The 13,052-nt window shown below is 72.1% G+C and carries 12 protein-coding genes; 4 read left to right on the top strand and 8 right to left on the bottom strand.

All coding sequences use genetic code 11. From position 1 onward, the window contains the following. Window positions 1–30 precede the first annotated feature (30 nt). On the top strand, window positions 31–828 hold the full coding sequence (locus BUE44_RS17930; protein ID WP_073499569.1) for an AraC family transcriptional regulator: 798 nt from the start codon (window positions 31–33) through the stop codon (window positions 826–828). 99 nt (window positions 829–927) lie between these two features. Then, entirely contained in the window at window positions 928–1,599 is a 672-nt protein-coding gene (locus BUE44_RS17925) for a FadR/GntR family transcriptional regulator (RefSeq protein ID WP_073499567.1), read from the top strand. 201 nt (window positions 1,600–1,800) lie between these two features. On the opposite strand, the gene BUE44_RS17920 is transcribed toward BUE44_RS17925, so the two are convergent. From BUE44_RS17920 to BUE44_RS17890, 7 genes are all read right to left on the bottom strand, one after another. Further along, window positions 1,801–2,631 carry an amidohydrolase family protein gene (locus tag BUE44_RS17920; RefSeq protein WP_073499565.1) on the bottom strand — a complete coding sequence of 277 codons (831 nt, stop codon included), beginning with the start codon at window positions 2,629–2,631 and terminating at the stop codon, window positions 1,801–1,803. Window positions 2,632–2,634: 3 nt separating this feature from the next. Continuing rightward, the gene (locus tag BUE44_RS17915) at window positions 2,635–3,624 is read right to left on the bottom strand and encodes an aldo/keto reductase (protein WP_073499563.1); all 990 of its coding nucleotides are present in this window, start codon (window positions 3,622–3,624) and stop codon (window positions 2,635–2,637) included. A 104-nt stretch (window positions 3,625–3,728) separates the two neighbouring features. Continuing rightward, window positions 3,729–4,766 (bottom strand): ABC transporter permease, encoded by a 1,038-nt coding sequence (locus BUE44_RS17910; protein ID WP_079189847.1) that lies wholly within the window; start codon window positions 4,764–4,766, stop codon window positions 3,729–3,731. Further along, window positions 4,763–6,334, bottom strand: coding sequence for a sugar ABC transporter ATP-binding protein (locus BUE44_RS17905; protein ID WP_073499561.1), 1,572 nt, complete (start codon window positions 6,332–6,334; stop codon window positions 4,763–4,765). Before BUE44_RS17905 ends, BUE44_RS17910 begins: the two co-directional genes overlap by 4 nt. A 6-nt stretch (window positions 6,335–6,340) precedes the next feature. Further along, window positions 6,341–7,378 (bottom strand): sugar ABC transporter substrate-binding protein, encoded by a 1,038-nt coding sequence (locus BUE44_RS17900; protein WP_073499559.1) that lies wholly within the window; start codon window positions 7,376–7,378, stop codon window positions 6,341–6,343. A 98-nt stretch (window positions 7,379–7,476) separates the two neighbouring features. Further along, window positions 7,477–8,283, bottom strand: a complete 807-nt coding sequence (locus BUE44_RS17895; protein WP_073499557.1) for an SDR family NAD(P)-dependent oxidoreductase — start codon at window positions 8,281–8,283, stop codon at window positions 7,477–7,479. Beyond that, window positions 8,280–9,596, bottom strand: a complete 1,317-nt coding sequence (locus tag BUE44_RS17890) for an L-fuconate dehydratase (RefSeq protein WP_073499555.1) — start codon at window positions 9,594–9,596, stop codon at window positions 8,280–8,282. Before BUE44_RS17890 ends, BUE44_RS17895 begins: the two co-directional genes overlap by 4 nt. A gap of 431 nt (window positions 9,597–10,027) precedes the next feature. Here BUE44_RS17890 and BUE44_RS17885 point away from each other — a divergent pair, with 431 nt between their 5' ends. Further along, window positions 10,028–11,023, top strand: a complete 996-nt coding sequence (locus BUE44_RS17885; RefSeq protein ID WP_073499553.1) for a PAC2 family protein — start codon at window positions 10,028–10,030, stop codon at window positions 11,021–11,023. A gap of 351 nt (window positions 11,024–11,374) precedes the next feature. Further along, window positions 11,375–11,629, top strand: coding sequence for a helix-turn-helix domain-containing protein (locus tag BUE44_RS37075; RefSeq protein WP_073499551.1), 255 nt, complete (start codon window positions 11,375–11,377; stop codon window positions 11,627–11,629). A gap of 159 nt (window positions 11,630–11,788) precedes the next feature. Here BUE44_RS37075 and mshC read toward each other — a convergent pair whose 3' ends face one another. After that, complete coding sequence (gene mshC / locus BUE44_RS17875) at window positions 11,789–13,018, bottom strand: cysteine--1-D-myo-inosityl 2-amino-2-deoxy-alpha-D-glucopyranoside ligase (protein WP_073499549.1); 1,230 nt, start codon at window positions 13,016–13,018, stop codon at window positions 11,789–11,791. Window positions 13,019–13,052 lie beyond the last annotated feature (34 nt).

Genomic DNA, 13,052 nt, shown 5'->3' with positions numbered 1-13,052 from the left:
AACAAACGCGACACCGCATAGGCTGGGCCCATGAGCAGGCACGGCTTGGGCCGCGGGGTGCTGCGGCCGGACCGGGCGGCGGGATTCCTCGACGTACGGCAGCACGCCCCGGCGCCAGGCCTCGCCGCCCTGGTCGACTACTACTGGAACCCCCGCTGGGACCTGCGCGGCCGCGACCCGTACGAGCAGAAGGTGCTCGCGCACCCGAACGTGCACCTGGTCTTCGAGCCACCGGAACCGCTGGTCTACGGGGTGCAGCGCGAGGTGTTCGTGCGGCGCCTGGAAGGTGCCGGGCAGGTCCTCGGGGTGAAATTCCGGCCCGGGGCCTTCCGGCCCTTCGCGCACGGCCCGGTCGCCGCCCTGGCCGACCGCGCGGTGCCCGCCGCTGACGTCTTCGGGCCCGCGGTCGCCGAGGCGGGCCGGCGGATCCTGGCGCTGGACGACCTGCCGGAGATGGCCGCGCACGCCGACCGCTTCCTGCTCGCTCTGCTGCCCGGCCTGCCCCCCGACCCGCAGGTCGCCGAGGTCGCCGAACTGGTCGAGACGATCACCGCCCGCCCGCAGCTCTTCAGGGTCGACGAGCTGGCCCGCGAGCTGGGCATGCCGGTACGCCGGCTCCAGCGGCTCTTCGCCGAATACGTCGGCGCCTCGCCCAAGTGGGTGCTGCGGCGGGCGCGGCTGCACGAGGCCGCCGCCCGGGCCGACGAGGGGGCCGGCGTCGACTGGGCCGTCCTCGCCGCGGACCTCGGCTACGCCGATCAGGCGCATCTGACACGGGACTTCACCGCCGCGGTCGGGTCGCCACCCGGCAGGTACGCCGGCCGCTGAATTCCCGTTTCGTTAGGTGATCGGGCTCCCCGGGCACATAATGAGGCTATACATCGGAGGTCTGGCGGCGCTGCGGGACCGGAGCAAGGGGAGGGCGCGATGGCGGTCACCGACGAGGCCATTGAGAAGATCAAGGAGATGATCGTCTCCGGAGCCCTGCGGCCGGGCGACCGGCTCCCCAAGGAGAGCGAGCTGGCGGCCGAACTCGGCCTGTCCCGCAACTCGCTGCGCGAGGCCGTGCGCGCCCTGTCGCTGATCCGGATCCTCGACGTCCGCCAGGGCGACGGCACGTACGTCACCAGCCTCGACCCGCAGCTGCTGCTCGAAGCGCTCAGCTTCGTGGTGGACTTCCACCGCGACGACACGGTGCTGGAATTCCTGGCGGTGCGGCGCATCCTGGAACCTGCCGCCACCGCGATGGCGGCGCTGCGCATCCCCGCGGAGGAGCTCGACGTCCTGCAGGGCAAGCTCGACGCGCTGGGGCCGGAGCCGTCCGTGGAGGAGCTGGTCGCCTCCGACCTGGAATTCCACCGCGGCATCGTCCAGGGCTCGGGCAACTCCGTCCTGTGCTCCCTCCTCGACGGCCTCTCCGGCCCCACCACCCGCGCCCGCGTCTGGCGCGGCCTCACCCAGGAGGACGCGGTGTCGCGGACGCTCCATGAGCATCGGGCGATTCTGGGCGCGCTCCGGGACCGCGACGCCGAGGCGGCCCGCTCCTGGGCCACGGTCCACGTCGCGAGCGTGGAGCAGTGGCTCCGCTCGACCCTGTAGCCCCCGCCCCCTGGGCTGCGCGCCCAGCGCCCCTGAGGGGTCGCCCTTGCGGTGGGCGGCCCCCTTTCCGACCGTCCTGGCTTGTCGCGCAGTTCCCCGCGCCCCCGAGAACCTGCCCCTTCCGGCAGGCGATGGCCTTTCCCACCGCCGTGGTTGCGGGAAGCAGCGCACCGCAAGGGGCCGGGCCTCGGGTGTGAGGGGTCAGGTCAAGGCGTAGATGCGGGCGGCGGTGTCGCCGAAGACGGCGGCGGACTCGGCCGGGGAGAGGCCGGCGGCGGCTTCCTCCGCGAGAGCGACCACGGCGTCGTAGGACGCGGCCAACGTGCAGACGGGCCAGTCGGAGCCGAACAGCGTCCGGGCCGGCCCGAAGGCATCGAGCACGTGTCGCGCGTAAGGCAGAAGGTCGGCCGGCTCCCAGCCGGCCCACACGGCCTCGGTCACCAGCCCGGACAGCTTGCAGCTGACATTGGGCAGGGCCGCCAGCCGCGAGAGCTGCGCGGCCCACGGCTCCCACTCGCCGGAGGCGATCCGCGGCTTGGCCGCGTGGTCGAGCACGAAGCGCAGTTCGGGCAGCGCCGCCGCCGTCTCCAGCGCCGCGGGCAGCTCGCGCGGGGTGACCAGCAGGTCGTAGGCGAGGCCGGCGGCGGCGACCGTGGCCAGGCCGCGGCGGACAGCGGCGCGGGCCAGCCACCACGGGTCGGGCTCGTCCTGGACCTGGTGGCGTATGCCGACCAGCGGGCCGCTCAGCGAGGCCAGCACGTCGGCCAGGGCGGGGTCGGTGAGGTCGGCCCAGCCGACGACGCCGGCGACGCGGCCGCCGGACCCGGCCGCGATGGCGAGCAGCTCTCGGGTCTCGTCCAGCGACGAGCTGGACTGCACGAGCACGGTCGCGTCGATGCCGTGCGCGTCGAGCAGCGGTTCCAGCTCGGCGAGTGCGAAGGTGCGGGCGATGGCGTCGAGCGCGGCGCCGGTCAGCCAGGGCTGCGGGCGCCGCGCGAGGTCCCACAGGTGGTGGTGCGCGTCGATCCGCATGGGCTACTCGCCCGCCGGGAGGGTCGCCGCGAGCGGCAGCGGTACGTCCTTGTCGAGCAGTCCGCGCTCGACCAGCGCGTGCCACATCGCGTCCGGGATGTCGTGGTGGAACATCGCGGTGTTGTCGCGCACCTCGTCCGGGTTCGCGGCGCCGACGACCGCGGAGACCACGCTGGGGTGGGCGAAGGGGTAGCGCAGGGCGGCGGCCCGCAGCGGGACGCCGAACTCGCCGCACACCGCGGCCATCCGCAGCGCCCGGTCGAGCAGTTCCTGCGGCGCGGCGGCGTAGTCGTAGTGAGCCCCGGGTTTGGGGTCGGCCAGCAGCCCGGAGTTGTAGACGCCGCCGACGACGACCTTGGTGCCGCGGCGCTCGCACACCGGCAGCAGGTCGTCGTAGGCGGTGCGTTCCAGCAGCGTCCAGCGGCCCGCGCACAGCACCACGTCGACGTCGAGGTCGGCGACGAGCCGGGCCAGGACGTCGCTGTGGTTCATGCCGAAGCCGATGGCCTTGACCATTCCCTGGTCGCGCAGGTCGGCGAGCGCGGGGAAGCCGGTGGCGTAGACGTCCGGCAGATGGTTCTCGACGTCGTGCAGGTAGACGATGTCGACGGCGTCCACGCCGAGCCGCTCCAGGGAGCCCTCCAGGGTGGCCCGTATGCCGTCGGCGGTGAAGTCCCAGACCCTGGCGCGGTCGGGGACGTCGGCGAAGCCCTGGCCGTCCGGCAGTTCCCCGGGGCCGAGGTCGCGCAGCCGGCGTCCGACCTTGGTGGACAGCACGTAGGACGCGCGGTCCCGGCCGGCCAGCGCCCGGCCGAGCCGCTCCTCGGAGCGGCCCAGGCCGTAGTGCGGGGCGGTGTCGAGGTACGTGAGGGGCCGCCCCGCCTCGAAGGCGGCGGCCACTGTGGCCTCCGCCTCCTCGTCGGTGATGGCGCGGTAGAGATTGGCCAGCGGCGCGCAGCCGAGGCCGAGCCGGGGCAGTGCCGGTACGGGCATACGGGATGTCTTTCTGCTGGGCTGGGCCGGCTGCGCTGCGGTCGGACCGGGTGAAGTCGGTACGGGTCAGGTCGGGTCGGGTCGGGTACGGATCGGGGCTCGGGTCAGTCCTGCTTCTCGCCGCTGGCGAAGCGGGAGATGATCAGGGCGACGATGATGATGGCACCGTAGAGGAACTTGTCCCACAGCGGCGGCACCCCGCCAAGGGTCGTGACGTTCACGACCAGTTGCAGGCTGACCACACCGGTGAGGGCGCCGAAGAGCGTGCCGCGGCCGCCGTTGAGGCTGACCCCGCCGATGACGGTGGCGGCGAAGACCTGGAAGATCCAGCCGTCGCCCTGGGTGGCGGAGATGGCGCCGTAGTGGCCCGCGTAGAGCACGCCGGCGAAGGCGGCGATCAGGCCGCCGAGCGCCAGCACGATCCAGGTGATCCGGTCGACCCGGATGCCGGCCGCCCTGGCCGCCTCGGTGTTGCCGCCGATCGCGTAGAGGGCCCGGCCGTGCCGCAGGTAGCCGAGCGCCAGGCCGCCGATGACGAAGAGCAGCAGGCAGATCCACACCGCGGCGGGCGCGCCCATCCACTCGGTCTTGCCGAGGTAGGAGAAGGACGCCGGCACCGCGACGATGGACTTGCCCTGCGCGACGCCGTCCTGCAGGCCGCGCAGCATGGTCAGCATGCCCAGCGTGGCGATGAAGCCGTTGACCCGCAGCTTGAGGATCAGGAAGCCGTTGACCGCGCCGATGACCAGGCCGACGGCCAGGCAGACCGGGATCGAGGACCAGGTCGGGAAGAGCCCGATGCCGTGGAAGGTGGCGGGGCCGCTGCTGGGCAGCACCAGCCACATCGCGATGACCGGCGCGACACCGATGGTGGACTCCAGGGAGAGGTCCATCCGGCCGCATATCAGGATCATCGCCTCGGCGAGCACCAGCAGGCTCAGCTCGCTGCTCTGCTGGAGCACGCCGATCAGGTTGTCGGAGGTCAGGAACACCGGCGACACGATGAAGCCGATGACGCCCAGCACGAAGATCACCGGGATCAGCGACAGGTCGCGGTAGCGGCTGAGCTGGAAGCGCGGTGCCGCGGCACGGGCCTTGCCCGGCACGGCCAGGTCGGGGGTCAACTCGGTGGTCTCACTCATTCCTCGGCTCCCTTGTCGCCGCCCGCGCCCGCGGGCAGCCCTTCCATCGCCGAGACCAGGTCCCGGTCGTTCCATCCGCTGCCGAACTCGGCGATCACCCGTCCGTGGAAAAGCGCGATCACCCGGTCGCAGACCCGCAGGTCGTCCAGCTCGTCGGAGACGATGACGGCCGCGTCCCCCCGGTCGGCGACCCCGCGGACCACGCCGAGCAGCGCGTCCTTGGACTTCACGTCGACACCCGCGGTGGGCCTGATGGCCACCAGCACCCGCGGGTCGCGGGCCAGCGCCCGCGCGATGACGACCTTCTGCTGGTTGCCGCCCGACAGGTCGGAGACCGGCTGGGCGGGTCCTGAGGTCTTGATGTCCAGCGAGTCGATCATCCGCTGGGCGAACGCGCGGGTCCGCGACGGCAGCACGGTGCCGTAGGGCCCGAGCTGGTCGGTCACGGTGAGCGTGGCGTTCTCCGCCACGCTGCGGCCGAGCACCAGGCCCTGCCGGTGCCGGTCCTCGGGGACGTAGCCGATGCCGGCGTTCAGGGCGTGCGGCACGCTGCCGGGCCGTACGTCCTTGCCGTCGACCGACGCCCGGCCGCCGGTGGCCCTGCGCAGGCCGACCAGCGTCTCGCCCAGCGCGGTGTTGCCGCTGGCGGTGGCGCCGGCCAGTCCGAGGACCTCGCCGGCGCGTACCGCGAAGTCGATCGGCTGGAAGGCGCCCTCCAGGGCGAGCGCCTCGGCCCGCAGCACGGCGGCGTCCGAAGGCTCGGCGGACGCCTCCGCCGCATTCCCGGCCACCGCGGCCCTGGCGTGCCAGGTCGTGGCGGACTGCGCCGTCTCGCCGGTCATGGCCGCCACGAGGTCCGCCTTGCCCAGATCCGCGACGGGCGCGGTGAGGATGTGGCGGGCGTCGCGGTAGACCGTGACGGTGCTGCAGAGGTCGTAGACCTCCTGGAGGTGGTGCGAGATGAACAGGAACGCGACGCCCTGCTGCTGCAGTTCGCGCAGCTTGGTGAACAGCCGCTCGATGCCTGCCGCGTCGAGCTGCGCGGTGGGCTCGTCCAGGATGATGAACCGGGCGCCGAAGGAGAGCGCTCGCGCGATCTCCACGAACTGGCCCTGCTCCACGGTGAGGTCGGCGGCCCGGGTGGCGGGGTCGACGTCGACGCCGTATTCGGCGAGCAGGCGGGCCGCGTCGGCCCGCAGTCTTGACCAGCGGATCCGGCCGCGCTCGAATCTGTTGAGGAACAGGTTCTCGGCGACCGTCAGGTCCGGCACGACCATGGACTTCTGGTAGACGCAGGCGACCCTGGCCTGCCAGGCGGCGGTGTCACCCGGGGCGGGCGCGGGTTCGCCGAGGAAGGCGACCCGGCCCGCGTCGGGTGCGTGCAGCCCGGTCAGCACCGACACCAGGGTGGACTTGCCCGCACCGTTGCGGCCGACCAGCGCGTGCGAGTCGCCGACCGCCACGGTGATGCCCACCCGGTCCAGCGCGACGGTGGGACCGAAGCGCTTGACGACGCCCTCGGCGTGCACCGCCGCGGGAGGAGGGGTTGAGGCCTGACCGTTGCTCATGTGCGCTCAGCTCTTTCCGAGCTGGTTGGCCCACAGGCTCGGGTCGTCCACGTTGTCCTTGGTCACCAGCGGCGCCGGCAGCTGGTCCTCCAGGCCGTTGGGGATGCTCACGATGGTGGAGTGGTGGTCGGTCGGACCGGGCTTGAAGGTCTGCCCGGCGAGCGCGGCCTTGGCGTAGTAGAGCGCGTACTTGGCGTAGAGGTCGGCCGGCTGGGAGATCGTCGCGTCGATCTGGCCCGCCTTGATCGCCTTGAACTCGTCCGGGATGCCGTCGTTGGAGATGATGGTGATGTGGCCGGGGGCGCCGGGCGGCTTGAGCAGGTGCTTCTGCTCCAGCAGGGCCAGCGTCGGCTGCAGGAAGACGCCGCCGGCCTGCATGTAGATGCCGTTGACGTCCGGGTCGGAGGCGAGCGTGGTCTGCAGCTTCGCCGACGCGACGTCGCCCTTCCAGTCGGTGGCCAGCGCGATCACCTTGATGGCCGGGAACTTGGTCTTCATGCAGGACGCGAAGGCCTCGGAGCGGTCCCGGCCGTTGATCGAGTCCAGGGCGCCCTCGAACTCCACGACCTTGCCCTTGCCGCCGAGCTGCTTGCCCAGGTAGTCGCAGGCGTTGGTGCCGTACGCCTTGTTGTCGGCGCGCACCACCATGTAGACCTTGCCCTTGTCGGGGCGGGTGTCGACGCTGATCACCGGGATGTTCTTGCCGGCCAGCTTGTCCAGGGTGGAGGCGATGGCGCCGGTGTCCTGCGGTGCCATCACGATCGCCTTGGCACCCTGGTCGGTGAAGGTCTGCACGTTGGCGACCAGCTTGCCGATGTCGTTCTGCGAGTTGGTGCGGGGCAGCGCGGAGACCTCGCCGGCCTTGACGCCCTTCTCGATGTAGCTGTTGTAGGAGTTCCAGAAGTCGCTGTCGGAACGCGGCAGGTCGATGCCCACCTTGCCGGACGTGCCGGCCTTGTCGTCGCTGCCTCTGTTGCAGCCCGCGAGCGCGGTGACCGCGAGGAGGGCCGCGATGGCGGCGACGGTCGTCTTGCGCAGTCTCATCGTCGAGTTCTGCCCTTCGGAAGTGTGTCGGCTCTTGGCGGTGCGGCTGGATGTGGTTGTTGCGGTGGGTGCGGTGCTCGTGCGGTGGTGCGGGTCGTTCAGCCGGCGGGGCGCAGGCGCAGGCCCTGCATTCCGCCGTCCACGGCGAGCGCGGTGCCGGTGACGCTCGCCGCGGCCGGGGAGGCCAGGTAGGCGATCGCCGCGGCGACCTCGTCGGCGGACACCAGCCGGCCCAGCGGCTGGCGGGCGTCGAGTGCCGCGCGCTCGGCGGCCGGGTCCTCGGCCTGGTCGAGCAGCCGGCCGATCCACGGGGTGTCGGCGGTCCCGGGATTGACGCAGTTGACCCGTACGCCCTCGCGTACGTGGTCGGCGGCCATCGCCAGGGTCAGCGAGAGAACCGCGCCCTTGCTCGCGCTGTACAGGGCGCGCTGCGGCAGCCCCGCGGTGGCGGCGATGGAGCAGGTGTGGGTGATCGAGGCGCAGCCGGGCCGGTCGGCGGCCGCCTCCCGCAGGTGCGGCAGCGCGGCGCGGGCGGCACGGACCATGCCGAGGACGTTGACGTCGAGCACCCTGGCCCACTCCTCGTCGGCGTTGTCCTCGACGGTGCCGATGGAACCGATGCCGGCGTTGCTCACCAGGATGTGCAGGCCGCCCAGTTCGCGTACGACCGCGCCGACGGCGTCACGGACCTGGCTGTCCGAGGTGACGTCCGCGGCGACCGGGAAGGTGCCCTCGGGAGCGCCGGAGGGGTCGCGGTCCAGCACGGCGACGCGGGCGCCGCGGGCGGTGAGCAGGGCCGCGGTGGCGGCGCCGATCCCGGAGGCGCCGCCGGTGACCAGGGCGGTCAGGCCGGCGAAGTCCCGCGGGGACTGCGGTGCTTCGGTAGGGGTGGTCGTGCCGGTCATCGGGTCAGCTCCTGTCGCTCCTGCCACACCGGGCCGTCGGGGTAGCGGTAGTCGGCCAGCGTTTCCGGCACCATACGGGCGGAGAAGCCGGGCGCCGAAGGGGCCCGGTAACGCCCGTTCTCCACCACGACGGGGTCGGTGAAGTGCTCGTGCAGGTGCGGCACGTACTCGATGACCCGGTCGTCGAGGCTGCCGGAGACCGCGACGTAGTCGAACATCGCCAGGTGCTGGACCAGTTCGCACAGCCCCACCCCGCCGGCGTGCGGGCAGACCGGGACGCCGAACTTGGCGGCCAGCAGCAGGATCGCGATGTTCTCGTTGACCCCGGCGACCCGGGCGGCGTCGATCTGGACGAAGTCCACGGCGCCGGCCTGGAGCAGCTGCTTGAAGACCACCCGGTTGGCGACGTGCTCGCCGGTGGCGACCCTGACCGGCTGCCCGGCGCGGACGGCGGCGTGCGCGAGCACGTCGTCGGGGCTGGTGGGCTCCTCGATCCAGTACGGCTCGTGCGGTGCGAGGGCCCGCATCCACTCCAGGGCCTCCGAGACGTCCCAGCGCTGGTTGGCGTCCACCGCGATGCGGATGTCAGGGCCGACGGCGGCGCGGGCCAGCCGCATCCGGCGCAGGTCGTCCTGGAGGTCGGCGCCGACCTTGAGCTTGATCTGGGAGAAGCCGGCGGCGACCGCCTCCTTGGCCAGCCGGGTCAGCTTCTCGTCGGAGTAGCCGAGCCAGCCGGGCTCCGTGGTGTAGGCGGGGTAGCCCTCCTTGCGCAGCTTCTCGGCGCGGGCGGCCCGGCCGGGTTCCGCGCGGCGCAGGATGTCCAGCGCCTCGTCGCGGGTCAGCGCGTCGCTGAGGTAGCGGAAGTCGACCAGGTCGACGATCTGGTCCGGGCTCAGGGACGCCAGCAGGTCCCAGACGGGGCGGCCCGCCTGCCGGGCGGCCAGGTCCCAGGCGGCGTTGATCACCGCCCCGGCCGCCATGTGCATCACGCCCTTCTCCGGGCCCAGCCAGCGGAGTTGGGAGTCATGGGTGAGCAGCCGGTAGAAGGCGCCGAGGTCGCCGGTGACACTGTCCACCGAGCGGCCGACGACATAAGGTCGCAGTGAGCTGATCGCCGCCGCGACGACGTCGTTGCCGCGGCCGATCGTGAAGCACAGGCCGTAGCCCGCGAGACCGCCGGGGGAATCCGTACGGAGCACGACATAGGCGGCGGAGTAGTCGGGGTCGGGGTTCATGGCGTCCGAGCCGTCGAGCTGCTCCGAGGTCGGAAAGCGGATGTCGTACACGTCGACCTCGGTAATGGTCGGACTCATGCACACTCCCGTCGCGAGACATCGGATCTTTTCTTGATGATCCGATGTATAGCGGCGCGCACGGGTGCCCGTCCAGGGGGAGGCCGGAATTTCTGATAACAGATCGGATGTCTCGACGTCTCACGTCGCTGTGCAGCCTGAGGTGCCCGGCACGGCTGTGACGTGCGGTGATGGCTGTGGCGCCGGTGGCGGCGCCCGCCGCGCCAGCCGGGACGGTGGCCGCGGCGTCATCGGTCCCGCTCCCCCGGCCCGTCCGCGGCCGGCGGGCCCGCGGACTGGCGCTCTGCGTGGACTTCTCCGCCACCGAGAGCGACTGCGCCGCCTTCCGCGACGGTCGGGGCACGTAGGCTTGGTGGCGCACGCAGGTAGAGCAGCACAGCAGCAGCCGGTCAGGGGACGGCACGCCCCCGCCGGCCGGAAGGAGGCGCCGGGTGATCGAGCTTGAGGGGGTACCCGAGCTGATCGATCCGGTCATGGTCGCCGCGTTCGAGGGCTGGAACGACGCCGGGGACGCAGCCTCCACCGCGGTCGGGCACATGGACCGGGAGTTCAAGGGCGAGGTCTTCGCTGCCCTGGACGCGGAGGACTACTACGACTTCCAGGTCAACCGGCCCACGGTGTGGATGGAGGACGGCGTCCGCAAGGTCACCTGGCCCACCACGAGGCTGTCGGTGGTCAGGATCCAGACGCCCAAGCCCCGCGACCTGGTGCTGGTCCGCGGCATCGAGCCCAGCATGCGCTGGCGCTCGTTCTGCAACGAGATCCTGGGCTTCGCGCACGAGCTGGGCGTCGAGATGGTGGTGGTGCTCGGCGCGCTGCTCGGCGACACCCCGCACACCCGCCCGGTCCCGGTCACCGGCGTCACCTCGGACGCGGACCTGGCGACCGCGCTGAATCTGGAGGAGTCCCGCTACGAAGGACCCACCGGCATCGTCGGCATCCTCCAGGAGGCCTGCACCCACGCCGGCATCCCGGCGGTCAGCCTGTGGGCCGCGGTGCCGCACTACGTGTCGCAGCCGCCCAACCCCAAGGCGACCCTGGCACTGCTCAACCGGCTGGAGGACCTGCTCGACCTGCGCATCCCGCAGGGCGAGCTGCCCGAGGACGCGCGCGCCTGGCAGGTCGGCGTCGACCAGCTGGCGGCCGAGGACAGCGAGGTCGCCGAATACGTCCAGACGCTCGAGGAGGCGCGGGACACCGCGGAATTGCCCGAGGCGTCGGGCGAGGCGATCGCCAAGGAATTCGAGCGTTATCTGCGGCGCCGCGATCCGCAGCCGGGCGGTTATGCCAGCGAGGGCGGCGACGGCGTACCCCAATTCCGCGATCTCGGCAGGCAGCCGCGGCCGGACGACAAGGATGCGGCGGACGGCGCGGAAAGCGGCGAGGACGGCACCGAGCACGGGGGCGCCGACGACGGGACGTCCTGACCGGGCGCGAGCGGGCGGGCCCCCTCCGGCCCGCCCACCGGCTCGCACCCGGGCGCCGGCGCTCCCGGGCCGGCGGCCCCGGCACCCGGAGACGGATCGTCAAGGTCTCGTGCACGCAGTGCCAAAGCCATCCCGCGCAGGCCTGCCACTCTCTAGGGGTCGGCCGGTAGCGGATATTCCGGCCGCGCAGACCGGGCAGGAGGGAACAGATGTGACGATTACGCCTCGCGCGTCGGGACCGCCGTGCCCCTTCCGTCACATCGACCGCCCGTTCTCGCTGTCGCAACGCCACTGCTGCGCGTTACCATAAGACGGTTCATTCCTTTGGAACGTTTTCCCCGGGGGGGGATTATGGCAATCGACGAACATTGGGACGACGTGGATTTCCGCATTCTTGCTCTCATGCGCGACGGTCTTTCCGACGCCACGATAGGAAGAAAACTGTCACGCGGACATCGGACGATCCAGCGGCGTATCTGCCACATGATGGCCAGCCTCGGCGTCTCAGGACGCTTCGCGCTCGGGCTCAAGGTGGCGGAACTCAATTTACTGGCCGGCCAGGACGCGACCGGGCATGCCAGGGAACTGACCGGCCTGCGGCAGTGAGCGGGTAGCAGGCCGAGGTATTCCTCGGGAGCGGGGGAATTCCGGCGGACCGGGGGGGAATATACCCGGGGCCTTCCGGGATCGATCCCGAGGAGGGGGAACGGAAGGGCGGCCACCGCTTGCTCAGCGGTGGCCGCCCTTCCGACGTGCCCGGCGCCTTTAGAGCGCCACGCCCAGCAGCGCGTCCACCGCGCGCGAGACCAGCCCAGGCGCCCCGGTGTCCGTACCGCCGTCCGCCTGCTGCGCCGCCGCCCAGGCGTCCACCGCCGCCAGGGCACGGGGCGCGTCCAGGTCGTCGGCCAGCGCCTCGCGGATCTCCTCGATCAGCGCCTCGGCCGGCGGTCCGTCCGGCCGGGACACCGCTGCCTGCCAGCGGCCGAGCCGGGCCAGCGCCTCGTCCAGTACGGCGTCGGTCCACTCCCAGTTCGCCCGGTAGTGGTGGGCGAGCAGCGCCAGCCGGATGGCGGCCGGCGCGACGCCCTCGCGGCGCAGGGTGGAGACGAAGACCAGGTTGCCCCGGGACTTCGACATCTTCTCGCCGTGCAGCGCCACCATCCCGGCGTGCACGTACGCCTTGGCGTACGGGTGCTCGCCGGTGAGCACCTGGGCGTGCGAGGCGCCCATCTCGTGGTGCGGGAAGGCCAGGTCGGAGCCGCCGCCCTGGACGTCGAAGCCCATGCCGAGGTGGTCCAGCGCGATGGCGACGCACTCGATGTGCCAGCCGGGGCGCCCGGCGCCCAGCGAGGCGCCGTCCCAGCTGGGCTCGCCGGGGCGGGCGGCCATCCACAGCATCGGGTCGAGCGGGTTCTTCTTGCCCGGGCGGTCCGGGTCGCCGCCGCGCTCGGCGGACAGCAGGCGCATCGCGGCGGCGTCGAGACGGGAGACGCCGCCGAAGTGCGGGTCGGACTCGACGGAGAAGTAGGTGTCGCCGTCCAGCTCGTAGGCGGCGCCGGCCTCCCTGAGCCGTTCGACCAGCGGCACGATGCCGGGGACGGCCTCGACGGCGCCGATGTAGTGGGTGGGCGGCAGCATTCGCAGCGCGGTCATGTCCTCGCGGAACAGCGCGGTCTCGCGCTCGGCGAGCGCGGTCCAGTCCTCGCCGGTGGCGTTGGCGCGCTCGATCAGCGGATCGTCGACGTCCGTCACGTTCTGCACGTAGTGGACCTGGTGCTTCGTGTCGAGCCACACGCGCTGTACGAGGTCGAACGCGTTGTAGGTGGCCGCGTGCCCCAGGTGGGTGGCGTCGTAGGGAGTGATCCCGCAGACGTAGAGGCGGGCGACCGGTCCGGGGTCGACGGCCACCAGGCCGTCGGTCGCCGAGTCGTGGAGACGGAGTGCGCGTCCAGTGCCGGGAAGGGCAGGGACGTCGGAAGCGGGCCAGGCATGCATGTCATGAGATTAACCGGGCGGCTCCGGGTCAAAC

The organism is Actinacidiphila paucisporea (assembly GCF_900142575.1).
Classification (GTDB): domain Bacteria; phylum Actinomycetota; class Actinomycetes; order Streptomycetales; family Streptomycetaceae; genus Actinacidiphila; species Actinacidiphila paucisporea.
Note: the sequence above shows the minus strand (reverse complement) of the source record. Positions and strands in the feature narration are given on the sequence as shown.